Origin of the sequence: Catenuloplanes japonicus (assembly GCF_000717135.1) — a bacterium.
Classification (GTDB): Bacteria; Actinomycetota; Actinomycetes; order Mycobacteriales; family Micromonosporaceae; genus Catenuloplanes; species Catenuloplanes japonicus.
Map to the genome: position 1 here is coordinate 208838 of NZ_JNXY01000025.1, position 25500 is coordinate 234337.

Sequence of the window (25500 nt, forward strand, 5' to 3'; positions counted from 1 at the left end):
AACGGCCCCGGCCTAGCGCAGCAGGGTGTCGGCGAGCACGTCCAGCCCGTGGCGCGTGATGCCGCCCGGCAGTTGCGGCAGCTCGATCAGCGGACGGTCCAGCTCGGCCAGCTCCGCGCGCAGCGAATCCTCCAGCTCGCGCCGGGCCAGGTAGCCCTTCGCCTCCGCGTGCAGCCCGGCCACGGTCGCCCGGTCCGTCGGCAGTCCGGCCGCGGCCAGCCCGCGCCGCAGCTCCGCCTGGGTGGGCCGGCCGCCGGCCAGCAGCGGCGGCCGCGCGTTGTTGACGATGACGTTGCCGACCGGGATGCCGAGCTGCTCCAGCTCCATGATCGCGTCCAGCGTCTCTTGGACCGGCATCTCCTCCAGGAGCGTCACCACGTGCACCGACGTGATCGGCGAGCGCAGCAGCGCGGCCACGCCGTCCGACTGCGTCTTGATCGGGCCCATCTTGGCCAGCCGCGCGGTCTCGGCCGTCACGTTCAGGAACCGGCCGATCCGGCCGGTGGGCGGCGCGTCCACCACCACCGCGTGGTACGCCCGGCGCCCGTTCACCGACCGGGTGGTGGCCTCCTTGGCCTTGCCGGTGAGCAGCACGTCCCGCAGGCCGGGCGCGATGGTGGTGGCGAAGTCGATCGCGCCCACCTTGCGCAGCGCCCGGCCCGCGGCACCGAGCTTGTAGAACATGTCGAGGTACTCCAGCAGCGCGGCCTCGGCGTCCACCGCCAGCGCGCGCACCTCGCCGCCGCCCGGGGCGGTGGCGATCCGGCGCTCCTCGTACGGCAACGGGTCCAGCCCGAACAGCTGCGCGATGCCCTGCCGGCCCTCCACCTCGACCAGCAGCGTGCGGTTGCCGTCCCGGGCGAGCGCGAGCGCCAGCGAGGCGGCCACGCTCGTCTTGCCGGTGCCGCCCTTGCCGGTGACCACGTGGAGGCGCGCTGACCAGTCCACCGTCACATGCTCACCCCTTGACCTCGCAGACCCACCACCCATTGTTCTCCACGACCGTGAAGGTCAGTGCCTGGTCGGCGGTCTTCTCGTCCGCGGTGACCAGTGTCACCGTGGTGGTCACCGTGGCCGTCGCGTCGTTCTGGTCCGACACCTGCGGCGCGGTCCAGTCGAACTTGGGGTCCTGGTACTGCTCCGCGTACCCCCGGACCTCGTTGATCTTGGCGTCGATGTCCGCGCTGTCCCGGCTGTCCGCGCAGACGTACTGCGCGACCTCACCGGTGTTCTTGTCCGCGTAGACCGCGGTCAGGAAGCTGTCCACCGCCTGCACCGGTTCCGGTGCGCCGGTCCCGGACTCGACGGACCGCAGCAACAGGAACGCGCCGAGACCGCCGCCGCCGCACAGCACGACCACCACGGCCAGCACGATCGAGGCGATCAGGACCGTGGGCCGGCGCCGGGCCGGCTTTTCTGGGGCGGGGCCGATCCCCTCCTGCGGAGGGGCAGGAGCAGGACCGAAACCCTCCTGAGGGTACGAACCGTCTGGCGGGGTCGTCATCTCACTTCCTCCGGTCGGAGTGCGGCGGGTCGCGCTTCACCGGGCGTCAGCGACGCCGTCGGCCAGCGTAACCGGAGCGGTCCTGCGGGGCTCGGCGACGCGGTACGGCTCAGCCTCTAGGCTGTCGACCATGCAGAAGTGGGAGTACTCGACCGTGCCACTGCTGACCCACGCCACGAAGCAGATCCTCGACAACTGGGGTGACGACGGCTGGGAGCTCGTGGCGGTCGTTCCGGGGCCGAACCCGGAGCAGCTGGTGGCCTACCTGAAGCGCCCGAAGGAGTAACGATGACCGAGCCGATCCTGGGTCCGGTCGACCCGTACGCCAATCTCGCGCAGCTCGGCCTGGTGCTGCCCGAGGTCGTGCCGCCGGTCGCCGCGTACGTGCCGGCCGTGCAGTCCGGCAACCACGTCTACGTCTCCGGCCAGCTGCCGTTCGTCGACGGCAAGCTCCCGGCGACCGGCAAGGTCGGCGCCGAGGTCTCCGCCGACGACGCGGCGCCGCTGGCCCGCCAGTGCGCGCTCAACGCGCTCGGCGCGATCGAGGCGCTGGTCGGCCTCGGCCGGGTCGGCAAGATCGTCAAGGTGACCGGCTTCGTCGCGTCCGCGCCGGGCTTCACCGGCCAGCCGGCCGTGATCAACGGCGCGTCCGAGCTGTTCGGGGCCGTGTTCGGCGAGTCGGGCCGGCACGCCCGCAGTGCGGTCGGCGTGGCCGAGCTGCCGCTGGGCGCGCCGGTCGAGGTCGAGGTCATCGTCGAACTCACGGCCTGACCCGGGCCGCGGGGCCGATCTCAGCCGGCGACGCCCTCGGACGTTTCTCCCGGCCCGCCGCGGACGTGACCACGTCGTGAGCGCAGAGCACGAGGCCAGGCATGCACGTCGCCTGGCCTCGCACCGGCTCCCCGCGGGCCGTGGCGGCGAGCCCGGAGGAGCGCAGCGACGACCAGGAACTCAGTAGGATCGGTGTCATGAGTGGGCCGGGTCACGTGACGTCCTCCGCCGGAGAACCGGCGGAGGAGTTGCCTCGTTGGGTGACGCTGCTGCGCGCACCCAACCCCGGCCCCATGACGCTGGACGGCACGAACACCTGGCTGCTGCGGGCGCCCGGCGTGGAGCAGGGCCTGGTCGTCGACCCCGGGCCGGAGATCGCGGAGCACCTGATCGCGATCGCGGAGCGGCGCCCGTTCGCGGCCATTCTCATCACGCACGGGCACGCGGACCACGTCGAGGGCGCGCGGTCGCTCTCCGAGCGGCTGGGTGGCACGCCGGTCCTGGCCAAGGACCCGCGGCACTGCGTGGGCGGCGCGCCGCTGAGCGCGGGCCCGCTCAAGGCCGAGGGCATCAACGTTGAAATTCTGAGCACGCCCGGCCACACCCGCGACTCGGTGAGCTTCGTGGCGAGCATCGGAGACGATCGGGCGGTGCTCACCGGCGACACGATCCTCGGGCGGGGCACGACCGTGGTGGCCTGGCCGGACGGGCACCTCGGGGACTATCTGGCGAGTCTGGATCGGCTCTCGTCGTACCGTGGCGTGGTTGCTCTTCCCGGTCATGGCCCTGCGCTGGCGGATGCGGGCGCGGCTGCCGCGTTCTATCACGCGCACCGGACGGCCAGGCTGGAACAGGTGCGGGACGCGGTGAAGGCCGGTGCGGCCACGGCGCAGGAGGTGGTGGCGCGCGTCTATGCCGACGTCGATCGCTCGCTGTGGTGGGCGGCCGAGTGGTCGGTGCGTGCGCAGCTCGACTACCTGCATGAACGCGACCGGGAATTCCCCAGCGGATCTGCCGGGTTGGACCCACCGTGACCTGTCCGGTGTGTGGGACGGTGGCCGTCCCGAACGCGCGGTTCTGCCACAACTGCGGCGCGGCCCTGCCCGCGGCCGCGGAGAACGCTGCCGCGCTGCCGGCGGCGGAGCGTCGCGTCGTCACGGTCCTGTTCGGGGACCTCTCCGACTTCACGTCCTGGTCCGAGGAGGTCGACCCGGAGCGGGTCGGCGCCGTCACGGACCGGGTGATGGCCGCGCTGGCCGGCGCCGTCAAGACGTTCGGCGGACACGTGGACAAGCTCACCGGCGACGGGATCATGGCGGTCTTCGGCGCGCCGGTGGCCCACGAGGACGACGCCGAGCGCGCGGTCCGGGCCGCGCTCTCCATGCAGCGCGCGGTGCGCCGCGTGCTGGACGACGAGCGTGGCGGCGGCGCCCCGCTCGGCCTGCGCGTCGGGCTCAACACCGGCGAGGTGGTCGCCGGCATCCAGGCCTCACTGGAATACACGGTCATCGGCGACACCGTGAACACCGCGGCCCGGCTGGCGGACGCGTCCGCGATCGGCGCGGTCTACGCGGGCGAGACGACCATGGCCGCGACCAGGCACATCGCGTCCTGGCGGCAGTTGCGCCCGCTCAAACTGAAAGGCAAGCGCCAGCCGGTCCCCGCGTTCGAGCTGCTGGGCCTGCGGGACGCGCCCGGCACCCGGTCCGGTCTCGGCGACGAGGCGCCGTTCGTGGGCCGCGAGGCCGAGCTCGGCCGGGTGGCCAGCCGGCTCGCCGAGGTCATCGACCGCAACGAGCCGGGCGTGCTGATCATGACGGCCGAGGCCGGGATCGGGAAGTCCCGGTTCGGCGCGGAGGCGGAACGGCTGGCCGCCGGCTTCGAGGGCACCGGCGGCGCCACCGTGCTCGCGGTCAAGTGCGCCGCGTTCGGCGAGCGGCGGCGGCTGGCCCCGCTGGCCGACCTGGTCCGGTCCGCGATCGGTCTGCCGAACGAGCCGTTCACCGGCGCCACCCGGGCCGCGGTCGAGGAGCGCGTGCGCCGCGTGGCCCAGCGCCTGGTCAAGACGTCGCCGGACGCGCCGGTGTCGGTCGAGGCGCTGATGACGCTGCTCGGCTACGGCGAGACGCAGACCGCGACCGGCGCGCCGGACTGGTCGTCGCAGGACATCCCGGCCCCGCCGGACGCGGAGATGCTGCCCGCGGCCGTCTCGGTGCTGCTCAGCGCGCTCGCCGCGGAGGCGCCACTGTTCGTGGTCGTGGACGACCTGCACGATGCCACGCCGGAGACGATCGAGGCGCTCGGCGTGACGCTGGGCCGGCTCTCCGGCCCGGCGCTGGTGCTGCTGCTCGGCCGGCCCGAGGTGGTGCGCACCGCCGGGATCATGACGCGGATGTCCGAGGCCGAGGTCTACTCGCTGCCCCCGCTGCGCGGCGCGGACGCGTCCCGGCTGCTCACCTCCTATCTGGAGGGCGGGAAGCTGCCGCCGGAGGATGCGGACCGGCTGCTCGCCACCGCGCAGGGCAACCCGTTCTACCTGGCCGAGCTGGTCACGCTGCTGATCGAGCGCGGCGCGCTGAAGGCCGCGGTCGGCGCGAACGCGGCCGGGAAGTGGCGGCTGTCCGCCGGCTCGCTCGACCGCCAGCTGCTCTCCCGCGACCTCGCGGCCGTGCTCGCCGCGCGCATCGACGCGCTGCCCGCGGACGCGCGCGTGGTGCTGCGCGACGCGTCCGTGATCGGCGACCAGGTCGCCACGGCCACGCTGCACGCGCTCTGCGGGAGGCACCCGGGCGACTTCGAGCGCGCGGTGGAGGAGCTGATGCAGCGGCGCATGCTCGTGCGTACCCGCGGCGGTTTCGCCTTCAGCACGCCGCTGATGCGGGAGGCGGCCTACGGCGGGATCGGCAAGGCCGACCTGGCCGAGCGGCACGCGTTCCTGGCGCGCTGGGCCGCGAGCGAGGACGACGAGGTCGCGCCGCTGCTCTCCAGCGGGTACACCGGCCCGAGCGGCATGACCGACGACGCGCGGGACCTGTTCATCGCGCACCACGTGGAGTGCGCGCTGCGGCTGGCGGACGCGGTCGGCCTGCGCTCCGACTCCGTCGTCCGCGACGTGGTGCCGCTGGGCGTGAGCGCGCTCGGCCGGGCCACCCGGCGCGCGCACGCGATGGGCGAGCCCGGTCTCGCGGTCGACTACGCGGAGCGGGCCATCGCGCTCTCCGAGGACGCGCTCTCCGACTCCGACCAGCTCGTCCACGCGAACGCGCTGCTGCAGAACGGGCGGATCACCGAGGCGCTGGACCTGTCCGAGAAGCTCGGGGCGAACGCGGGCGACGATGCGGCCTGCCGGTCCGGCGCGCTGCTGATCGCGGGCCAGGCGCACCGCATGCTCGGCGACGGGCACCGCGCGGCCGAGGCCTGGCAGGACGCGCTGAACGTGGCGACCGACGCGGGCCTGCCGGCCGAGCGGGCGGAGGCGATGCGCCGGCTCGGCATGAACGACTTCTTCACCGGGCGGCTCAGCCAGGCCAGCAGCCGGTTCGCGTCCGCGTTCCAGGTGACCAAGGCCGCGGGCGACCGGCACGGGCAGGCGTGGTCACTGCAGGACCTGGCCTGGGTCACCACCGCGCGCGGCGACTTCGCGGGCAGCGAGGCGGTGCTGGACCGGGCCACGAAGCTCTTCGCGGAGCTGGGCGACCCGGTCGGGCACGCCTGGGTGCGCGGCACCACCGCGTTCGCGCGGCTGCTCGCCGGCCAGCTGGGCGAGGCACGGCGGCTGGCCGGCTCGTTCCTGCCGTTCGGCGAGCGGCTGGGCGAGTCGTGGGCGGTCGGCACGCTGCGGGCCGTGGACGCGTTCGCCGCGGCCGAGCTCGGCGATCTGGTGGACGCGGATCATCAGGCGCGGGTGGCGTACCGGGACTTCGGCGAGATCTCCGACGACTGGGGCCGCGGCCTGGCGCTGTCCGTGCGCGGCGCGGTCGCCCGCGGCCTCGGCCAGTGGGACCACGCGCACGACCTGCTCACCGAGGCGCTCGGCTACGGCAGCCGCACGTCGCACCCGCTGCTGCTGGGCATCGCCGGCACCATGCGTGGTTTCGTCCGGCTGCGGCTCGGCGACGTGGCCGGCGCGGAGCAGGACGCGCAGTCCGTGCTGACCGCGGTCGAGCCGCACAACCCGCTCGCGCCGGCGCAGGTCGCGCCGCGCGTGCTGCTGGCCGCGGTCCGGCTCACGGCCGGCGACGCGCTGACCGCGGTGGGCCTGCTGGCCCCGATCGCGGCCGGGCGGGCGCCGTCGCTGCTCTTCTCCCGGCGGGACGCGGTCGCCACCTACGCGCAGGCGCTGCTGGCCGAACGGCAGACGATCCAGGCGCTGGACTGGGCACGGCGCGCGGTCGCCACGCCGGCCGAGGACGTGCGCAGCGGCGTGCGGTCGCACCGCGTGCTGGCCGCCGCGCTGCTCGCCAACGACCAGCCGGAGGAGGCGTGCCAGGCCGCGGCCGAGGCGGTGCGGCTGGCCTACGCCAGCGAGCAGGTGAGCGAGCGCGCCGAGGCGGACGCGATGTTCGACCGGCTGCGGCCGATGGAGGATGACTTCACTTTGGAGCAGCCGCTAGCATGATCCGCGCATAGACGGATCTCCCTTTGGAGCGTGACATGAGGCTGCCCCGCTCCATCGCCGGCTGGACCATGGCGGTCTTCGGCATACTGGCGATCATCATGGGCGCGACCGGCCTGATCTCGCCGGACTCCATGCTGACCAGCCTCGGTTTCGAGGTCGTGCCGGATGCCGAGCGGGCCGCGGGCGACTACACGCGGACGTTCATCATGGCGTCGTCGATGGCCTCGTTCAACATGGGCATCTACTACCTGGTCTCGGTCTGGACCGAGTGGCGGTCGTTCTACCTCTTCACCGCGATCTTCCGGGTGGTGACGTTCACGGTCTTCACGCTGCTGGTGGTGACCGGTGAGGCGCCCGGCCGGTTCTTCGGCGTGGCGCTGTGGGAGGGCACCGGCGCGCTGGCGACCGGCATCGGCCTGTGGCTCGACCAACGGCATCGCGTATTTTCTAAGCCGTGACCGGCGACTCGGATCGGCCACCGCCTCCCGCGTCCGGGTCCGGCGGCAATGAGCGCGTGCCAGTAGTGCCAGGAATGACGGATTTGCGGAAGTTTGCCCGAGGTGGTTACGCGACCATCTACCGGGCCACGCAGATCTCCGTCGACCGCGAGGTCGCCATCAAGGTGGAGAACCGCGCGCTCGGCGACGAGCGGGACCGTGCCCGGTTCCTCCGCGAGGCGCGCGCGGCCAGCCGGATGTCCTCCCACCCGCACGTGGTCGACCTCTTCGACGTGGGCGTGACCGCGGACGGGCATCCGTACCTGATCATGGAGCTGTGCGACGGCTCCTACGCCAACCGCACGCCGCTCGCCGCCGAACAGGTCCGGTCCGTCGGCATCAAGATCGCGGACGCGCTGGCCGACGCGCACAACGAGCAGGTCCTGCACCGCGACGTGAAGCCCGCGAACATCCTCTACTCCAAGTTCAACGAGGCGGTGCTGGCCGACTTCGGCCTGGCCGTGCTGGCCGAGATGCGCGACCCGAACGTGACGCTCGAGGTGCTCACGCCCGCGTACGCCCCGCCGGAGATGTTCCGCGCGTCCCGCCCGTCCGCCGCGGTCGACGTCTACGCGCTCTGCGCCACGCTCTACGCCATGCTGCGCGGCAAGCCCCCGCGGTGGAAGGACGACCGCAACCCCAGCCTGCTCACCATCATGGACATGTTCAACCAGCCCATCCCCGACCTGCCGAACGTGCCCGACGAGCTGATCGCGGTCCTCCGCCGAGGCATGACCAACGAGCCGTCCGCGCGCCCGTCCGCCGCCGACCTCCGCGACATGCTCTACGAGGTGCGGATGCCTCCCCAGGCCGGCGGCAACCCGTTCCCGAACCCGCGGCCGGACCCACCGCCCGGCCCCGGGCCGAACAAGCCGCCGCGCCAGCCGGGCCGGGTGTACCGCGGTGACACGTACACCCCGCCCCGCCCCTCCCACGGCGACCCCCACCCCACCGTGCCGAACCCTGGTTTCCGCAGCTGGTTCCGCCGGTTTATGGGTTCCTGAGCCCGTCGACCGCCTTGCCGGTCGACGGGTGGCCGTGATCCGAATGTTTCTCCGCGGCTTCGATCTGCCGATCGGATCCGCCTCCGCCGCGGTCTTTGTTATGCCTAAGCCTTGCCGCGCCGCGAGTCGCGTGATCGACAGAAGATCAATTCACAGGTAGATCGATAGCGGGAATATCTGATACACGCCTCGCCTGGTCTACTGATCTTTCCGCCGCTGGAGGCACAATTTCCCCGATCGTCCTATCCGGATGGGTGGACTGGAGTGGATATGGGTCTGTCAGACACGAGTCCAGATGGCTCTGGCGAGGAGGATGCGGGTCGCAGTCGCAGGACTGAGGTGCAGACGGCATCCGCGACTCCGGACGCGGGATCGGAATCACGGAAGGACGAGAAATCCCGGCCGGCGGACTTGGCTGACTCGGTCCATTCGCTTCTTCAAGCCACGAACGAGAACCTTGACAGGTCGGGCATGTCGATACCCGGCGGAGGCCTCGATACGACCAGGAAACCCTGGTGGCATCTCAAGCGTTCCACCTCCGATGATCAAGGACTCAGGTCTGCGGATGTCCGTGACTCGCGCGGCGTCCAGGTTGGCGACCACAACGTTCAGGTCAATGTGTTCACCGGAGAAGAGGGTGGCGCGGAGGCCGCGTACGCCGAGGCCAGGCGCATCTTCATCTCCGGACTGCGTGAACGCGATTCTTTCATTACGAAATTCCTGAATCAGGCGCTGAGCCAGGCTCAGTCCACGTTTCGCATGAGTCTGGTGTTCATGACGGCCGGTGGAGTGCTGGTCCTTGCCGCGGCTGCCCTGACGCTGTTGAGGTGGGGTGCCCCGGGGACCAGTTCGGTCGCCCTTGTCTCAGGGCTGGGCGGGTTGATCATCGGTACCTCGGGGGCGGCCTTCTGGCTCCAGGCGGACCGGGCGAGGAAGCATGTTGAATCCCAGGCCGGCCGCATGCATGAACAGCTTCTGGAGGAGCGGCGCTATGCGCAGGCCATTGATGTCCTCTCGACGATTCAGGATCCCGTCGCCAATGATCAGGCCAAGGTGGCCATGGCGGCGCGGCTGATGGGGACCGTGCCCACCCATAATGCGGTCGATGACTCCGTAACGATCGACGCTGAGGTGTCGGACGGCCCGCAGTCGACCGGGAGGGCGCACCGGTTCAAGCGCCGAGGCCGGTAGGAGGCGGTTGAAGCCGGTCCGGCTCCGCTCTCGTTCGGTCGGGGTGGGGAGGGCCTCATCGATGGTCACCGGCCCGGGTGCGCGAGAATCTGACGCGTGACGGGATGGGCGTCGATCGAGGTCCGCGGGTGTCCGGGATGAGTGACGAGGTGGCGGAGAAGCCCGAGGCGACGATTGCCGGGCGGGTCCGGAAGGGGTTCGAGGATGCCTCGCCGAGCGACGTGCAGGAGTATCTGGACCGGCTGCAGACGAGCTGGCGCGAGGCCGAGGGGTTCAACCGGCGAAACATGACGCTCGCGCTGGTGGCGGTCGTCATCTTCGAGCTGGCGACGCGCAACGCGGTGAGCGAGGTGTCGCTGCTCACCGTGAAGATTTCCGCGATTCCGCTGCTGAAGTTTGTGCTTCCGGTGTTCGTCTCCTATCTGTATATGTCGAACATCATCCATGTCACCCACATCGAGCTGCTTGACGACATCTACTGCGCGGTCTACGAGCTGAAGCTGCCCGGTCAGTACCGTCAGGATCTGGAGATACCGCTGGAGCCCGTGGGGATGCGGTCGGAGGCCGGCCGGTTCTCGAGCCCGGAGGACCGGAAGAAGGCGTGCATCATCGGCGTGGCCACGTTCATGACGCCGTACTTTCTGTTGCCGTTGCTCGTGGCGTACATGGGGATCCGGTTCTTCTGGACCACGCCGACGCGACGCATGCGGGCCTGTGGCTCTCATGCGTCGCGTCGGCGGTCCTGATCGGCGCCGGGCTCACCTACCGGTTCCAGACGTCGGTCAGCAGGGCGGAGGGGTAGGCGCCTCAGTCCGGGTTGAGCACCGCGAGCAGGGTGCCGGCGGCGACGTGGATGCCGGGCTGGACCGGGACCGAGGCGACGACGCCGGCGGCGGGGGCGTGGACCGGGTGCTCGACCATCATGGACTCGACCGTGAGCAGCAGGTCGCCGGCCCGGACGCGCTGGCCGGGGACGACCATCACGCGGGCGATGGCGCCGGGGAGCGGCGCGGTGAGCGAGCCGTCCGCGAGCTCGGACGGGCGGGGGAAGCGGGGCAGCTCGGTGAGCGCGACCGAGCCTTCGGGGCTGTCGACGTAGGAGACGTCGCCGACGCGGTGGACGCCGAACGCGAGCCGGATGCCGTTGACGTCGAGGACGACGCGGTCGGGGGCGGCGGCGACGACCGCGACCGGCGGGTGGTCGTCGGTGAGCGGGGGCGCGCCGAGGCCGGCCAGGTCCAGTTCCTCCGGGTCGACCGCGCGGACCCACCAGCCGGCCAGCTCGCCGGTGCGTTCCAGGCGGTAGCCGACCTCGACCGGGCCCGCGGGGCCGTCGTAGACCGTAATCTGCGCGCCGCTGGGTACGTTGCGCCAGCCGGACGGGATGGTGGCCAGCACGGGGCTGGTGGCACGGCGGGCGGCGGCCCCGGCCAGCGCGGCCGCGAGGCAGGAGACCCGGACCGCGTCGACGGAGGAGAGCAGCGGTGCGAAGACCTCGGGGTGCCGGTCCAGGAAACTGATGTCGACGTTGCCGGAGCGGAACGCGGGATGCCGGAGGACACGTACCAATAAATCCCGATTTATCACGACGCCGTGCACGTGGGAGCGGGTCAGCGCGGCGGCCAGCATGCGCGCGGCCTCGTGCCGGGTCGGCGCCCAGGCGACCAGCTTGGCGAGCATCGAGTCGTAGTGGATGCCGACCACGGAACCGTCGCCGACGCCGGTGTCCAGCCGCAGGCCGGGCTGGGGGAGCGGCTTGAACGATCCGGTCACGTCCGGCACGTGGAACCGGTGCAGGCGCCCGGTGGACGGCAGCCAGGCGTAGGCCGGGTCCTCCGCGCAGAGCCGCACCTCGATCGCGTGGCCGCGAACCGGCGGCGGCGCGTTCATCGGCAGCGGCGCGCCCTCGGCGACCAGCAGTTGCAGCCGGACCAGGTCGAAGCCGGAGACGCACTCGCTGGTGGCGTGCTCGACCTGCAGCGCGGTGTTCATCTCCAGGAAGAAGAACTCGCCGGACGGCGTGAGCAGGAACTCGACCGCGCCGGCACCGACGAACCCGGACGCGCGGACCACCGCGGTGGCGGCCGTGCACAGCTCCGCGCGCAGGCCGGGCGCGACCGCGGGGGACGGCGTCTCCTCGATCAGCTTCTGGTAGCGGCGCTGGATGGAGCACTCGCGCTCGCCGAACGTGATCACGCCGCCGGCCGCGTCCACGATCACCGGGATCTCGATGTGCCGGGCCCGCTCGATGTACGGCTCGGCCAGCGCGGCGCCGTTGCCGAACAGCTGGGCGGCCTCGCGGCGGACCGCGGCGAACGCGTCGGAGAGCGTGTCCGGGTCGCGGACGATGCGCATGGCCCGGCCGCCGCTGCCGACGTCCGCCTTGACCAGCACCGGAAAGCCGGGCACGTGCTCCGGCTCGCCGAACGCGGGCAGCATCGGCACGCCGGCGTCGGCCAGCAGCGCCCGCGACTCGAGCCGCGAGGTGAGCAGCGCGATCGCCTTCGGGGGCGCGCCGACCCAGGTCAAGCCCGCGTCGATGACCGCGGCCGCGAAGTCCGCGTTGTCCGCGAGCAGCCCGTAGCCGGGGTGCACCGCGTCCGCGCCGGTCTTCCGCGCCGCGTGCAGGATCAGGTCACCACGCAGGTACGTCGCGGTCGGCGCGTTACCCGGCAGGTGCACCGCGTAGTCGGCCTCGGCCACGTGTGGCGCATCGGCGTCCGCGTCGGAGTAGACCGCGACCGTCTCGATGCCGATCAGCCGGCAGGTCGCGAAGATCCGCCTGGCGATCTCTCCGCGATTGGCGACCAGGAGTCGTCGGATCATCAAGTCCTCACATCCGGAAAACGCCGAACCGGTCGGCGCCACCGACCGGGCCACTGTGGATCGCGGAAAGACACAGGCCCAGTACGGTCCGGGTGTCCCGCGGGTCGATCACGCCGTCGTCGTGCAGCCGGCCGGAGACGAACAGCGCGGCGGTCTGCGCGTCGACCTGCCGCTCGACGTTCATCCGCAGGTTGCGGTCGAAGTCCTCCTCGTACCGCTGGCCCTTGACCTCGGCGGCCTGCCGGGCGAGCGCGGTGAGCACGCCGGTGAGCTGGGCCGGCGCGAGCGCGGCGGCGCGCGCGTTCGGCCAGCTGAACAGGAATCGGGGGTGCATGGCCCGGCCGGACATCGCGTAGGCGGCGGCGCCGTGCGCGGCGCCCATGTTCACGGCCAGGTGCGGCACGGCCGACGTGGCGACCGCGCTCATCATGGCGGACGCGTGCTTGACGATCCCGCCCTGCTCGAACTCCGCGCCGGTCATCAGCCCGGACGCGTTCTGCAGGAACACCAGCGGGGTGCCGGACGCGTTCGCCAGCTGGATGAACTGCGCGGCCTTCTGCGCCTCCGCGGAGACGAGCATGCCGCGCGCGTTCGCCAGCACGCCGACCGGGTAGCCGTGCAGCTCGGCCCAGCCGGTGACCAGCGCGGGGCCGTAGCCGGACTTGAACTCGTCGAAGTCGCTGCCGTCCACGATCCGGGCCAGCACCTCGCGCGGGTCGAACGGGCCGCGCTCGTCCGCGGACGGGATGGCCAGAAGATCTTCAGGATCATATTTCGGGGGTACGGCGAGCGCGGTGCGCGGCGGCGGGCCGAGCTTGCGCCAGTTGAGCCGGCGCAGGCATCGGCGGGCCAGGCGTACCGCGTCGCGCTCGTCCTCGGCCAGGAAGTCGGCCAGTCCGGACCGGGTGGCGTGCATGGCGGCACCGCCGAGCGCCTCACCGTCGGAGACCTCGCCGGTCGCCTCCTGGACCAGCCGCGGTCCGGCCACCGAGACCTTGGCCTGCGCGCGGACCAGCACCGTGTAGTCGGAGAGTCCGGGCAGCCAGGCGGCCATGTCGACGGCGTCGCCGAAGACCACGCAGACGGTCGGGATGCGGTCGGCGGAGAGGCGGGCCAGGTCGCGCAGCACGGAGCCGCCGGGCACGAACGCCTCGGCCTGCGCGGGCAGGTCCGCGCCGGCGGACTCGACCAGGCTGATCAGCGGCAGCCGGTTGGCCAGCGCGATCTCGCCGGCGCGTTCGATCTTGCGGAGCGCGATCGGGTTGAGCACGCCGCCGCGTACGGTCGGGTCGTGGGCGACGATCACGCACTCGACGCCCTCCACGACGCCGAGCCCGGTGACCACGCCGGCGCCGACCGGGTGGTCGGTGTGCCAGCCCGCGACCGGGGAGAGCTCCAGGAACGGCGCGTCCTGGTCGAGGAGCAGGTCGATCCGCTCGCGGGGCATCAGCCGCCCGCGGGCGTGGTGCCGCGTGACGTGCCGCTCGCCGCCGCCCGCCCGTGCCAGGTCCAGCGCGTTGCCCAGCGCCGTGAGGCGCTCCAGCATCGCGTCCCGGTTCTCCTGGTACGCCGGGTTGCGCGGATCGATGGCGGTGTCGAGGACAGCCATGCAACACCCCATTCGTACGGCCCGGCCCTGTTGCCACACGTCGTAACGAGCGACCCGCAGGGGCGAAACGCGCCGAGCCCCGGCGGATCACCCGCCGGGGCTCGAAACGATGCGGTGTTACCTAGACGCGGGCCCTGCGGGCAAGGCGTTCCGGGTCCAGAATGATCACGCTCTTACCGTCCAGACGCAGCCAGCCGCGCGACGCGAAGTCGGCGAGCGCCTTGTTGACGGTCTCCCGGGACGCGCCGACCAGCTGGGCCAGCTCCTCCTGGGTGAGGTCGTGCGTGACGCGGAGGACGCCCCCGTCGCGGGTGCCGAACCGGCCTGCCATCTGCAGGAGGTTCTTCGCAACCCGGCCGGGGACGTCGGTGAATATGAGGTCCGCCAGGTTGTCGTTCGTCCGGCGCAGTCTGCGGGCCAGCACCCGGAGCAGCTGCTCCGAGATCTCCGGCCGGTTGTGCAGCCACGGCCGCAGCGCCTGCTTGCGCAGACGGGCCAGCCGGGTGTCGGTGACCGCGGTGGCCGTCGCGGTGCGCGGCCCCGGGTCGAAGAGCGACAGCTCGCCCAGCATGTCCGACGGACCCATGATCGAGACAAGATTCTGCCGGCCGTCGGCCGCGCGCCGCCCGAGCTTGATCTTGCCGGACAGTACGATGTATAGGCTGTCTCCGGGCTCGCCCTCGTTGAAGACGACCTCGCCCTTGCGGATCTCGAGGGTCTCCATCTCCTTGGCGAGCGCTTCCGCTGCCTCGGGATCCACCCCCTGGAAGATCCCGCTGCGGGCCAACACCTCGTCCATGCGCACCTCCGCCACAAGCGCCGAGCTGTTTGATACCGGTCAGTACCTGGATGGCCGGTGAAGCCTTCGCGCGCAGTCAGTCTAGGCGCACGCGAGCCGGAATCGGGCGTGCACCCCAGGAATCTTGATCCGGGAGCGTAACCAACCAGACCTCAACGGACGGTAACATCCGGCGCTCACTTGCTCTAGAGCGAAGATCACGCTCCGCAGTTTGACTTTCGGGCCCGATAGCGGATCCTGTCGCCGCGCGTTTGATCAGTATGGCGCGCAAACCGGTCCTTGTTGTGCTTTTCGCCCTGGTCATCCTGCTTGCCACCGGCCTGTCCGGCGTCTACGCGGCCGCGACCGCCACCGGCTCCCAGCCGCTCTGGCACGCGGTGCCGCCATTCGTTCCGCTCCCGCCCTCCCCCTCGCCGACGGCCCCCGCGCCGGTGTCGATCGTCGCGACCGGAGATCTCGCGCCCGGCGTCGACATCCCGGTCGAGCTCCGGCACGCGCTCCGCGCGGACCTCGTCACCGGCAGCCTCCAGGGCCGCATCGCACCGGACGCGGCCGGGCGCCTGCGTGCCGCCGGCTTCACGATCATCAACGGGTACGGGTCCGGCATCCGACTCTCCGGCGCACGCGGCGCGGTCACCAGGTTCGAGGTCCACGGCACCCGGATCTCCGTGCTCGGCTTCTCGTTCGACGCCTGGTCGAACAGCATCACGGACCTCGCCGCCGCCCGACGGGCCGTTGCCGCGGCCGCGACCGGTGCCGACCTGGTCGTGGTGCACGCGCACATGGGTGCGCCGGGCGGTTACCGCACGACGGCGGGCCCGGAACGGCACCGCGGCGTGAACCGCGGCGACCCGGCCCGGTTCGCGCACGCGGTGGTGGACGCAGGCGCGGACCTGGTGCTCGGGCACGGGCCGGGCGTGCTGCGCGGCATGGAGTTCTACCGAGGGCGGCTGATCGCGTACAGCCTGGGCACGTTCACGGCCGCCGGTCCCCGGACCGGCCGGGCCGCGGCCGCGGGCGTGCTCCGGGTGCGGCTGAGCGCGACCGGCGGCTGGGTGGACGGCACGTTCACCGCGACCCGGACGGACCGCGCCGGCCGCCCGGGGGCGGACCGGACCGGCCTCGGCCTGCGATACGTCCGGGAACTCTCGGCCGCGGACTTCCGCACGGCCGGCCCGGCCGTCGCGCCGACAGGTCATCTGTCCGGCGGCTGATCGCGGCGCTTCCACACGCCGACGTAGGCTGGCCGGGTGCCCCGAACGACCGCCGAGACCCCGCTCGCGCTGACACGCCGCGCCCGACGGATCGGCCGGGCGCTCATCGATACCCACCCCGATGCGCACTGTGAGCTGGACCACACCAATCCGCTGGAGCTCGCGGTCGCCACCATCCTGTCCGCCCAGTGCACGGACAAGCGGGTCAACGAGGTCACGCCGAAGCTGTTCGTCCGCTACCGGACCGCGGCCGACTACGCGGGCGCGGACCGGGGCAAGCTGGAGGAGCTGATCCGGCCCACCGGCTTCTTCCGCAACAAGACGAATTCGCTGATCGGCCTCGGCCAGGCGCTCGTCACGCGCTACGACGGCGAGGTCCCCGGCACGCTGGCCGACCTGATCACGCTGCCCGGCTTCGGCCGCAAGACGGCGAACGTGATTCTCGGCAACGCGTTCGACGTCCCCGGCATCACGGTCGACACCCACTTCCAGCGCCTGGTCCGCCGCTGGCGGCTCACCGAGGAGACCGACCCGGTGAAGATCGAGCACGTGATCGGCGCGCTCTATCCGAAACGGGAGTGGACCATGCTCTCCCACCGGGTCATCTTCCACGGCCGCCGCGTCTGCCATGCCCGTAAACCGGCCTGTGGCGCCTGCACGCTGGCGAAGATCTGCCCGTCCTACGGCGAGGGGCCCACCGAGCCCGAGGTCGCGGTGAAGCTGCTCAAGGGGCCGCGCGCCGGTGAGCTCGCGGCCGCGGTCGGCCTCGACCCCTCGCTCGTCCCCTCCGCCGCCGCCACGGCGGACGTGCCGTGAGACCTGCCCTACTGACCGGCGCGGCGGCGATCGTGCTCATGTCCGCCGGCTGTGCGACCACGCCGTCGACGGTCGCGACCACCGGCGACGTGGTACGCCCCTCGCCGTTCGCGGACTGCGCCGGCCTGACCACGCCGCCCGCGCCCGAGTCACCCGAACCGCCCGGCGACGTGCTGCTCGACGCACTGCCCGACCTGAAGCTGTCCTGCCTCAACGGCGGCGACGTCGTCCGGCTGGCCGAGCTGCGCGGCCCCGCCGTGCTCAACCTCTGGGGCTCCTGGTGCGGGCCGTGCCGGGCCGAGCTGCCGGCCGTCCAGGCCTACGCCGACCGGGCCGCCGGCCGCGTCCACGTGCTCGGCATCGACACCGGCGACCGGCAGTCCACCGCCGAGGAACTGGGCCGTGAGCTTGGCTTCCGCTTCCCCTCCCTGTTCGACCCGAACAAGGAGCTGCTCACCGGGCTGAACGTGGCCCGCCTCGGCGCGCCCGGCCTGCCGACCACCGTGCTGATCGACGCGGACGGCCGGGTCCGCGGTGTCCACCAGACCACTGCGCTGGACGAGGCCGGGCTCGACCGGTTCGTGCACGATGAGCTCGGCGTGACGGTGCCGTAGATGATTGAGCGGTTCGGGCGTCACAGCCGTAGATCACCCGGGTGCGGGAAAGGGGGCACGGCGTGACCGACGAGATTCCGGACTGGCTGGCGCCGCTGGCCAAGCGGGCCGCCTCCGCGACCGCCAAGGACTTCACCCGCATGCCCACGCCCACCGGCGAGGGCCGGATCAGCGCGGTGCTGGTGCTCTTCGGCGAGGGCCCGGACGGCCCGGACGTGCTGATGCTCGAACGCGCCGCCGACATGCGCAACCACGCCGGCCAGCCCGCGTTCCCCGGCGGCGCGGCCGACCCCGGCGACGCGGACGCGGTCGCCACCGCGCTCCGCGAGGCCAACGAGGAGGTCGGGCTGGACCCGGCCAGCGTCACCGTGCTCGCGGAGCTGCCGAAACTGTGGATCCCGGTCAGCAGGTTCGTGGTCACGCCGGTGCTGGCCTGGTGGCACGCGCCGCACCCGGTGCACCCGCGGCAACCGGCCGAGGTCGCGCACGTGGCCCGGCTGCCGATCGCGGAGCTGTGCGACCCCGACCACCGGCTCCAGGTGCGGCACAGCAGCGGCTGGATCGGGCCCGCGTTCGACTCGCAGGGCATGGTCGTGTGGGGCTTCACCGCCGGTGTGCTCTCCGCGCTGCTCGACCTCGGTGGCTGGAGCCGGCCCTGGCCGCGCACCCGGGTCGCCGAACTCGACGACCAGCTCCGGCCGGTGCTCGGCGTACCCCCGGAAAGATCTTCTGGTCCGGCGGCGCCGCCGCCGGCCGACGACGTCAGCGGTCCCCTCGCATGAGGCGTCGTCGCAGCCCCCGGCACCACTTGGCCGGCATACCTACCCTAGGCGGGTGTCCGTGACCGACATCGTCCTTTTCCTGCTGGTGCTGCTGTTCGCAGCGAGTGGCTACCGGCAGGGGTTCGTGGTGGGGACGTTGTCCTTCGCCGGGTTCTTCAGCGGCGCGCTGCTCGGGCTGCAACTCGGCCCGTTCATCGCCGCGCAGTTCACCGATCCCGGCCTGCGCGTGGTGGCCTCGCTGGTCGCCATCTTCCTGCTCGCGGTCATCGCCCAGACGCTGGCCGGCTGGTTCGGCGCCCGGCTGAGGCACAACATTGTCAACCCGACCGGCCAGCGGCTGGACGAGGTCGGCGGCGCGCTGGTCTCGGTCTGCGCCGTGCTGCTGGTGGCGTGGCTGGTCGCGGTGCCGCTGGCCTCCTCGTCCGTGCCGTGGCTGGCCCGCTCGATCAAGAGCAGCTACGTGCTCGGCGCGGTCGACAGCGTGATGCCGGCCCAGGCCGAGGTGCTCTCCCAGGGCCTGCGGCAGACGCTCAACACCCGAGGCTTCCCCGAGGTCTTCGGCGGCCTCGGCAACTCGCGCGCGCCCCAGGTCGAGCCGCCGGACCCGCGCCTGGCCAACTCGCGCGTGGTCCGCGACGCGGAGGAGTCCGTGGTCAAGATCCGGGGCATCGCCGGCGACTGCAGCCGCCGCCTGGAAGGCTCCGGCTTCGTCTACGCCGACGACCGCGTGATGACGAACGCGCACGTCGTGGCCGGCACCGACTCGGTCACCATCGAGGTCAAGGGCGAGCCGATGGACGGCCGCGTCACCGTCTACGACCCCAACCGCGACCTGGCCGTCATCTACGTGCCCGGCCTCGACGCCCCCGTGATGGACTGGGCGCCGAACGTGGGCGCCCGCTCCGACGACGCGATCGTGCTCGGTTACCCGCTGGACGGCCCCTACAATGCCCAGGCCGCCCGCCTGCGCGACATCGGCAAGATCAAGGGCCCGGACATCTACAGCTCCCGCGAGGTCACCCGCGACATCTACACGATCAAGGCCCTGGTCCGGAACGGCAACTCCGGCGGCCCCCTGGTCGACTCCAACGGCGACGTCCTCGGCGTCATCTTCGCCGCCGCCTCCGACGACCCCAATCTCGGCTACGCCGTCTCCGCCGCCGAGGCTGCTCCGGTCGCCGCGGAGGGCCTCAAGCGCACCCGTGCCAACGACACCGGAGAGTGCACCGCCGGCTGATGCCGGCGGTCACTCAGGGACAGCCTGTTGGCAGGCCGGATCCCCTGACAGAACAGGTCAAATTCACGATCTAGTTCCTTTCCCGCTTCCGGCGTGGTCCGGCAGCGTTGCTCCCGCGGGCAAACCTCGCGTCGGGCTCCGCCGGCGCTCCGCACGACGCGAGGAGCCGGTCCCGTCGTGGTCCGGCACACCCGTGCGGCTGCTACCGATGGCCGCTTCCGGGCGCTACGCGCCCGAAATTTCGGTAAATAGTGTCCTACAGCCGGCTGCGGCCTGCCTCGACGTCGTGGCTCAGCAGGGGCCGGTCGGCGGCGGCCGCCGGTGCGCCATCTCCGGGGCTAAAGGATCGTCGAGTGCTGCGGAGAAGGGGGTCAAAATCGCCATTCGACCCCCTTCTCTGCAGCACTCGATGATCCTTTCCTCCGTCCTGGCCTCAGGCCGACCGTGAACCCGGCGAGGCGATCGCCATATCGTGATATGTCGGTGCAGGTGTTGGCTGTCGGGGGAGGTGCCCGCCCGCGTTGACCGCAACGGTCGACGATGGCCTCTTTGTCGCGGAATTTCGGACACGGAACGGCCGGCTGGGCCTTCGTGGCGGGTGCGGAAGTCTGGCTGGGCCTTGGCGGTGGGCGCGGAACGGCGGTGGGTAGCCCGCTGGGCGTCGCCCGGAAGAGGGCTGGCGGGCTCGGCGACGGCCGGGCGGGGTGTGTTCCGGTGCCGCGCGGAACCGGCAGGGAGGAGCGCCAGCGACGACCGGTGCCCGCGGGAGCATGCGGACCGCAACCACCCGCAAAGTGGGAAAGCAAGATTTTGATCTTGTGGTTTGCGGGGTGAAAGTGCTGCTAGAGGCGGCCCTGCCGGCGTCTGCGAGGGAGGCGGTGGAGGGTGATCAGGTAGAGGCCGGCGATGGCGATGAGGGAGATGCCGGCGCCCAGGGCGGCGCCGAGGAGGCCGCGGCCGCGCTGGTGGGGGGAGGGGAGGGCCACGGTGCCGTCGGGCTGGGCGGCGCCGCCGGGGGCGGGGTCGAGGCCCTGACCGGGGGCGCCCGCGGGACCGCCGGCGGCCACGCTGGTGTCGTCGCCGGCGCGCGGGGCGGCGCCGAAGCCGGAGTCGCCGGGCGGGGGCTCGTCGTCGAGGATGTTGGCGCGGGACTCGGGGAGGCCGTCGGCGAGCGCGGCGACCGGGTTGACGATGCCGTAGCCGTACTGGTCGTCGCGGCCGGGGATGCCGAGGTCGGTGGCGGTGGTGACCAGGCGGTTGACCACGGTCGCGGCGGACATGGCAGGCCAGCGGGAGCGGATCAGCGCGGCGGTCGCGGCGACCATCGGGGCGGCGAAGCTGGTGCCCTGGACGCGCCAGTAGCCGCCGGGGCGCGCGCCGATCAGGTCGGTGGCGGGGGCGGAGAGCACGGTCTCGGCGCCGGTGATCGCGCCGGACCAGAGGCTGGTGCCGTTCTGTTCGAGGCCGGTCACGGCGACCACGCCGGGTTCGCGGGCCGGGTACCACACCTCGGACGGCGCGGACGCGCTGGCGTTGCCGGTGCAGGCGATGACCACCACGTCCTTGACGAACGCGTAGTCGATCGCGGTGGCGAGCGCGGGGCTGCTGCCCAGGCCGCCGAGCGACAGGTTGATCACCTTGGCGCCGTTGTCCACGGCGAGGCGGACCGCCTTCGCCACGACCTGGGCGTCGTCGTAACGGTTCTGCTTGTCGAGCACGCGGATCGGCAGGATCCGCGCGTCCGGCGCCATGCCCACGATGCCGGTGTCGTCCGGCACGCCCGCGATCAGCGCGGCGATCGTGGTGCCGTGCCCGACCGGGTCGTCCGTGCCGTCGCCGGTGCTGCTGACCAGGTCGAAGCCGGGGAGCACGCGGCCGGCCAGGTCCACATGGGTGTCGTCCACACCGGAGTCGATCACCGCGACCGTGACGCCGGCGCCGGTCGAGCGCTTCCAGGCCTCGGTCATGCCGAGCTCGGTCAGCGACCACTGCTCGTCCCGTATCTCGTCACCGGTTACCGCCAGCGGCACCGCGGACGGCAGGACCGCGGCCTGCGCCGGTGTTCCGGTGGGCAGCACGGTCGCGGTGCCCACGAGCACGGCGGCGGCCGCGCGGGCCAGGCCGGCCGACGGTCTCCAACGCCTGCTCACATGGTCACCTCGTGTTGCGCGTCTCGGCTGGGTGAAGGTTACTCCCCGCCAGGGCGACGGCGGGGCGGACAACGGGTCCGGGAGATTGTCAGGAATCAGCGGGTGAGAGATAGGCGAGCTGTACCAGTCGTACCCCGTCGCGGCGGGTCTTCAACTGTCCGCGACCGGGCGGCAACGTGAACGGACGTACGTCGCCCAGCAGCGGACCGTCCTCCCGGCTGCCGGACATGACCAGGCCGGGCACGGACAGCTCGCGCAGCTGGGTCAGTACCGGGTCGTAGGCGCGGGCGGCGCCGCCGGAGCGCCGGGCCAGCACCAGGTGCAGGCCGATGTCCCGGGCCTGCGGGAGCAGTTCGGCCAGCGGCTGCAGCGGTCCGGACGGCCCGCCGGCGAGCTCGTAGTCGTCGACCAGCACGAACAGCTCCGGGCCCGTCCACCAGGAACGGTCGCGCAGCTGGCGGGGCGTCACCCCGGCGCCGGGCAGCCTCCGGTGCAGCGCCTCGGCGGCCGTCTCGATCAGCGTGCGGGCGGGCTTGGCGGCGGAGCCGTAGCCGAGCACGTGGGCGTCGTCGACGGCGCCGAGCAGCGTACGCCGGAAGTCGACCACCACCAGCCGGGCCTGCTCCGGCGTGAACCGCCCGGTGATCGTGGTGGCCAGCGCGCGCAGGAACGACGTCTTGCCGCACTCGCCGTCGCCGAAGAGCAGGAAGTGCGGGTCGGCCGCGAAGTCCAGCACGGCCGGGGAGAGGTCGGTCTCCACGATGCCGATCGGGATGCGCAGGCCGGTCTCCCGGGCGTCCCGCACCGCGGTGTAGGGCAACTCCGCGGGCAGGCGTCGTACCGGCGGCGCGGGCGGCCCGGTCCACGCGGCCGCGATCTCCTCCGGCGCGATCCCGGGCAGCGCGGTGAGCAGGTGCATCGACTCCGCGGTGATGCCGCGGCCGGGCGCGCCGGCCGGCACGTTCGCGGCGGAGCGGCGGGAGACCGTGGAGTCGGCCGGGTCGCCGAGGCGTAGTTCCAGGCGGGCGCCGAGCAGGTCGCGGATCGCCGGGCGCAGGTCCATCCAGCGGCCGGTCGTGACGACCACGTGCACGCCGTACGACAGCCCGCGCATCGCCACCTCGGTGACCAGCGGTTCCAGGTCGTCGAAGTCGTTGCGCAGCGTCACCCAGCCGTCGATCACCAGGAACACGTCGCCGTACGGATCGTCCCCTCGCCGCGCACGGTAGTCGGCCATCCCGTCCACGTGCAGCGCCGCGAACCGGGCCTCCCGCGCGGTGAGCAGCGCCCGGACCTCGCCGACCGTGCGCCGCACCCCCACCGGATCGAGCCGCCCGGCCACGCCGCCCACGTGCGGCAGCCGTTGCAGCGAGGCCAGCGCGCCGCCGCCGAAGTCCAGGCAGTAGACCTGCACCTCGGCCGGCGTGTGGGTCAGCGCCAGCGCGGTGACCAGCGTGCGCAGCGCGGTGGATCGGCCGCTGCGCGGTCCGCCGGCCACCGCCACGTGCCCGGACGCGCCGGCCAGGTCCAGCCACAGCGTCTCCCGTCGCTGGTCCAGCGGCCGGTCCACGATCGCGACCGGCACCCGCAGCGCGCCGTGCAGCGCCGGGTCGGCCGTGGTCAGGCCGCGGCCCGGCACGTGGCGGAGCGCGCCGAGCAACTCGTGGAGCGCGGGCGCGTCGCCGAGCGGCGGCAGCCAGACCCGGTGCGCGGCCGGGCCGGCGTTCTCCAGCGCGTCGACCATCAGGTCCAGCAGGCTCTTCGCGCTGGTCCGGGTGATCTGTGCGCGTGGCCGTGGCGCGCGGGGGAGCGGGGCGGTCGAGTACGGCACCACGCGCGCCGGGGCCGCCGGGCCGGGGTCGCCGTCGGCCGTGACGCGGTACGGGCCGGACGCGTACGCGGCCTTGAAGCGCACCAGCGGCTCGGTGCCGAACCGCAGGTAGCCGTGGCCCGGCTCGCGCGGCAGCTCGAACGCGTCCGGCACGCCCAGCACCGCCCGCGACTCCAGCGAGGAGAACGTGCGCAGCCCGATCCGGTACGACAGGTGCGTGTCCAGCCCGCGTAGCCGCCCCTCCTCCAGCCGCTGGCTGGCCAGCAGCAGGTGCACGCCGAGCGACCGGCCGACGCGCCCGATCTGGACGAACAGGTCGATGAAGTCCGGCTTCGCGGAGAGCAGCTCGGAGAACTCGTCGCACACGATCAGCAGCGACGGCAGCGGGGCGAGCGCGGTGCCGGCGGCGCGGGCCCGGTCGTACTCGCGCAGGCTCGCGATGTTCCCGCTGCGGCGCAGCAGCTCCTGACGCCGCAGCAGCTCGCCGTTGATCGCGTCGACCATGCGGTCCACCAGCGGCAGCTCGTCCGCGAGGTTGGTGATCACGGCGGCGGTGTGCGGCAGCCGGTCCAGCGAGGCGAACGTGGCGCCGCCCTTGAAGTCGACCAGCACGAAGTTGAGCGTCTCCGACGAGTGCTCCGCGGCCAGGCCCAGCACCAGCGTGCGCAGCAGCTCCGACTTGCCGGACCCGGTCGCGCCGATCAGCAGGCCGTGCGGGCCCATGCCGTCCTGTGCGGACTCCTTCAGGTCCAGCTCCACGGCGCTGCCGTCGAGGCCGACGCCGATCGGCACGCGCAGCCGGTCCCGCGGCGGGCGGGGCCGGGACCAGCGCTCGGCCGGGAGCAGATCGGCCGGGTCGGGCAGGCCGAGCAGGTCGGGCAGCTCCGCGCCGGTGGCCTGCCCGGCGTGCGGCGTGTCGGTCCGGGCCGGCCGGAGCGGGGCCAGGCGGCGGGCGATCGCCTCGGCCTCGGTGACGGTCAGCGCGTCCGGCACGCCGACCTCGGTCTCCGACTCGGTGGTGCGGCTGGTCAGTCGCCGGCCACCGGTGAGGACCAGCGTGGACCGCCCGGGGCTGCGCGGTGGCGGGGAGTCGAGGTCCAGCACGGTGGTGTGCGGCCCGGGTTCACAGGTGCCGCCGTCCAGCACGACTACGACATGTCCGGCCTGGTCGGTGAGTAGCGCGCTCAGCTCCGCGCCGGTCCGCGCGACCAGACGCACCGGACCCGCCGCATCGGTGCGCGTCCGGTGCAGCGCATGCGGCAGCCACTTCACCCACTCCCAGTCCGCCCGGCGCTCCGGACCCGCGCAGACCGCGATCACCAGGTCGTCCGGCGAGTGGAAGACCGCCAGCTGGGCCAGCATCGCCCGCACGGTGCCGCGCGCGTTCCGCACGTGGATGCGGGAGAACGCCCGCAGCGACACCGCGACCGGAAGATCGGGCACCACCGAGTACGCGTCCAGGAACCGGCGCAGCGCGCCCGCGCACATCGGCTCCAGCTCCGCCAGTGGCCGGGTGACCGGCGGCGCCAACGGCGTGGCCAGCGTCTGCGGGCCCAGCGCCACCCGGACGATGCCGAAGTCCGGGTCGGTCGCTCGCCGCTCCCACAGCCGATGGCTGTCCACGGTGGACCACAGCCGGTCCGGGTCCGGGTGGCGGTAACGCAGGCCGTCCCGCTGGGCCAGCGCGGTCTGCCGGGCGCGGCGGCGCAGCGCGGCCAGCCGCCGCAGGTATTCCCGCCGGGCCGTCGCGACCTCCGCCCGTTTCGGCCCGCCGGAATTGCCCCAGCTGGTCACCAGCATCGCCAGCGACGAGACGCCGAAGATCGCGCCGACCACGTACGAATACGTCCCGCCGCCCCGGCCGAACATCATCGCCATCGCGACCGATCCGCCCAGCATCGGCAGCGCGGTCATCAGCTGCTGCCACCGTCCGCCGGTCGGCTCCGGCAGCTCCGGCGGCGCGTCCACGGCCAGCTCACCGCCGGGGATCTCCGGTGCCGCGCGTCGCGGCGGACGTCGCACGATCACGGTGGCCAA

Annotated in this window: 19 protein-coding genes and 1 pseudogene; 13 read left to right on the forward strand and 7 right to left on the reverse strand. The window is 72.7% G+C overall.

Annotated features, from left to right (window positions below; all coding sequences use genetic code 11):
* Window positions 1-12: 12 nt before the first annotated feature.
* Window positions 13-990, reverse strand: a complete 978-nt coding sequence (locus OP04_RS31540) for an ArsA family ATPase (RefSeq protein ID WP_033343520.1) — start codon at window positions 988-990, stop codon at window positions 13-15.
* The gene (locus OP04_RS31545) at window positions 959-1504 is read right to left on the reverse strand and encodes an Rv0361 family membrane protein (protein WP_157240637.1); all 546 of its coding nucleotides are present in this window, start codon (window positions 1502-1504) and stop codon (window positions 959-961) included. The genes OP04_RS31540 and OP04_RS31545 overlap by 32 nt, the downstream gene beginning before the upstream one ends.
* Before the next feature lie 130 nt (window positions 1505-1634).
* Here OP04_RS31545 and OP04_RS54910 point away from each other — a divergent pair, with 130 nt between their 5' ends.
* From OP04_RS54910 to OP04_RS31580, 8 genes are all read left to right on the forward strand, one after another.
* The gene (locus OP04_RS54910) at window positions 1635-1790 is read left to right on the forward strand and encodes a hypothetical protein (protein WP_198154048.1); all 156 of its coding nucleotides are present in this window, start codon (window positions 1635-1637) and stop codon (window positions 1788-1790) included.
* A gap of 2 nt (window positions 1791-1792) precedes the next feature.
* Window positions 1793-2275: a RidA family protein gene (locus OP04_RS31550; RefSeq protein WP_033343521.1), complete on the forward strand. Its 483-nt coding sequence runs from the start codon at window positions 1793-1795 to the stop codon at window positions 2273-2275.
* Window positions 2276-2472: 197 nt separating this feature from the next.
* On the forward strand, window positions 2473-3309 hold the full coding sequence (locus tag OP04_RS31555) for an MBL fold metallo-hydrolase (protein WP_033343607.1): 837 nt from the start codon (window positions 2473-2475) through the stop codon (window positions 3307-3309).
* Entirely contained in the window at window positions 3306-6893 is a 3588-nt protein-coding gene (locus OP04_RS31560) for an adenylate/guanylate cyclase domain-containing protein (protein ID WP_051799393.1), read from the forward strand. The genes OP04_RS31555 and OP04_RS31560 overlap by 4 nt, the downstream gene beginning before the upstream one ends.
* A 35-nt stretch (window positions 6894-6928) precedes the next feature.
* Entirely contained in the window at window positions 6929-7351 is a 423-nt protein-coding gene (locus OP04_RS31565) for a hypothetical protein (protein WP_051799394.1), read from the forward strand.
* Window positions 7352-7425: 74 nt separating this feature from the next.
* Window positions 7426-8394: a serine/threonine-protein kinase gene (locus OP04_RS31570; protein WP_085066902.1), complete on the forward strand. Its 969-nt coding sequence runs from the start codon at window positions 7426-7428 to the stop codon at window positions 8392-8394.
* A 471-nt stretch (window positions 8395-8865) separates the two neighbouring features.
* Window positions 8866-9585 (forward strand): TRADD-N-associated membrane domain-containing protein, encoded by a 720-nt coding sequence (locus OP04_RS50335; protein ID WP_157240639.1) that lies wholly within the window; start codon window positions 8866-8868, stop codon window positions 9583-9585.
* Between the two features lie 137 nt (window positions 9586-9722).
* Window positions 9723-10331 carry a hypothetical protein gene (locus tag OP04_RS31580; protein ID WP_033343522.1) on the forward strand — a complete coding sequence of 203 codons (609 nt, stop codon included), beginning with the start codon at window positions 9723-9725 and terminating at the stop codon, window positions 10329-10331.
* A 61-nt stretch (window positions 10332-10392) separates the two neighbouring features.
* Here OP04_RS31580 and OP04_RS31585 read toward each other — a convergent pair whose 3' ends face one another.
* From OP04_RS31585 to OP04_RS31595, 3 genes are all read right to left on the reverse strand, one after another.
* Entirely contained in the window at window positions 10393-12411 is a 2019-nt protein-coding gene (locus OP04_RS31585) for an acetyl/propionyl/methylcrotonyl-CoA carboxylase subunit alpha (protein WP_033343612.1), read from the reverse strand.
* A gap of 7 nt (window positions 12412-12418) precedes the next feature.
* The gene (locus OP04_RS31590) at window positions 12419-14020 is read right to left on the reverse strand and encodes an acyl-CoA carboxylase subunit beta (RefSeq protein ID WP_033343523.1); all 1602 of its coding nucleotides are present in this window, start codon (window positions 14018-14020) and stop codon (window positions 12419-12421) included.
* Between the two features lie 121 nt (window positions 14021-14141).
* The gene (locus OP04_RS31595; protein ID WP_033343613.1) at window positions 14142-14819 is read right to left on the reverse strand and encodes a Crp/Fnr family transcriptional regulator; all 678 of its coding nucleotides are present in this window, start codon (window positions 14817-14819) and stop codon (window positions 14142-14144) included.
* A gap of 284 nt (window positions 14820-15103) precedes the next feature.
* On the opposite strand from OP04_RS31595, the gene OP04_RS31600 reads away from it, so the two are divergent.
* From OP04_RS31600 to OP04_RS31620, 5 genes and pseudogenes are all read left to right on the forward strand, one after another.
* Window positions 15104-16033, forward strand: a complete 930-nt coding sequence (locus tag OP04_RS31600) for a CapA family protein (protein ID WP_051799396.1) — start codon at window positions 15104-15106, stop codon at window positions 16031-16033.
* Window positions 16034-16061: 28 nt separating this feature from the next.
* A pseudogene (nth, locus tag OP04_RS31605) lies at window positions 16062-16849 on the forward strand (endonuclease III).
* Window positions 16846-17463, forward strand: coding sequence for a TlpA family protein disulfide reductase (locus OP04_RS31610; RefSeq protein WP_157240641.1), 618 nt, complete (start codon window positions 16846-16848; stop codon window positions 17461-17463). Before nth ends, OP04_RS31610 begins: the two are co-directional and overlap by 4 nt.
* A gap of 62 nt (window positions 17464-17525) precedes the next feature.
* Window positions 17526-18245, forward strand: coding sequence for an NUDIX hydrolase (locus OP04_RS31615; RefSeq protein WP_033343525.1), 720 nt, complete (start codon window positions 17526-17528; stop codon window positions 18243-18245).
* A 52-nt stretch (window positions 18246-18297) separates the two neighbouring features.
* Window positions 18298-19482 carry a MarP family serine protease gene (locus OP04_RS31620; protein WP_033343526.1) on the forward strand — a complete coding sequence of 395 codons (1185 nt, stop codon included), beginning with the start codon at window positions 18298-18300 and terminating at the stop codon, window positions 19480-19482.
* Between the two features lie 842 nt (window positions 19483-20324).
* On the opposite strand, the gene mycP is transcribed toward OP04_RS31620, so the two are convergent.
* Both mycP and OP04_RS31630 read right to left on the reverse strand, forming a co-directional pair.
* On the reverse strand, window positions 20325-21632 hold the full coding sequence (gene mycP / locus OP04_RS31625) for a type VII secretion-associated serine protease mycosin (protein ID WP_033343527.1): 1308 nt from the start codon (window positions 21630-21632) through the stop codon (window positions 20325-20327).
* A gap of 88 nt (window positions 21633-21720) precedes the next feature.
* A complete protein-coding gene (locus OP04_RS31630; protein WP_033343528.1) occupies window positions 21721-25500 on the reverse strand; it encodes a type VII secretion protein EccC in 3780 nt (1259 codons plus the stop codon).